The sequence below is a fragment of the Teredinibacter waterburyi genome (assembly GCF_001922985.1).
GTDB lineage: Bacteria > Pseudomonadota > Gammaproteobacteria > Pseudomonadales > Cellvibrionaceae > Teredinibacter > Teredinibacter waterburyi.
Genome location: NZ_MRUH01000105.1, coordinates 1 through 693, shown reverse-complemented (window position 1 = coordinate 693; position 693 = coordinate 1). Strand labels below are relative to the sequence as shown.

Annotated in this window: 1 protein-coding gene; it reads right to left on the bottom strand. The window is 45.6% G+C overall.

Annotated elements, in window-relative coordinates:
• Positions 1-613, bottom strand: a 613-nt coding sequence (locus IDZ20_RS07755) for a hypothetical protein (protein ID WP_188150863.1), incomplete at its 3' end; no start/stop codon positions are given.
• Positions 614-693 lie beyond the last annotated feature (80 nt).

Below are 693 nucleotides of genomic sequence, written 5' to 3'. Positions count from 1 at the left end.
CGAATAGGTTATCCGCTAATGGAAAATAGACATGATGAGTAATTGTTCTGTGCGGGGAAAAAGCTTGGGAGACTACCTCCAGCTTAACCGCGTTGACGGGTAAGAGATACAGAGGCTGCCAGTTAATCGGCGCGTTAAACTCCTGAATATAGTCACGGGTTTCATCAAGATGATGTGAGTGTAGATTTGTGAGGTTGTCTCCTACCACCTGCTCAAACGCTCTTGGGTGAAACAGCGATACATCCTTTGGGTAGTTAACTATCTTGATGAGTCTAAAAGATAGCCGTAACTCCGATGCTACACCCGTAAACCAAGGGCCATTAAATGCCCAGGTACGATAAAAAAAGTCGGCTTCCCGCCAATGGTCAACAAGCCCTCGTGCGGCTTTTTCGTCATCAAAATAGTTGCGGAACGTAAGCGTTTGTTTGGCGTTATAACAACGCTCTGGCTGAATGGGCTTGTGATTAGAGCGGCGCGGGCGGTGCTTGGGTGCTTTAAAACAAATTTCGGTCCCATCAATATCGCTGCGAATGGTATTTGCCCAAGAAAAGCTTGGCCCTTTGGGAATTACGAGGCCGTTGGGTTCTCGTAATTTAAATGGAACGTGAAACATCGCGTCTTTCCTTATTCACCTTATTCACCTTATTGGACTTATTTGTATTTTTTTCCTGAGAACTGTTTGCGGCCTTTCAT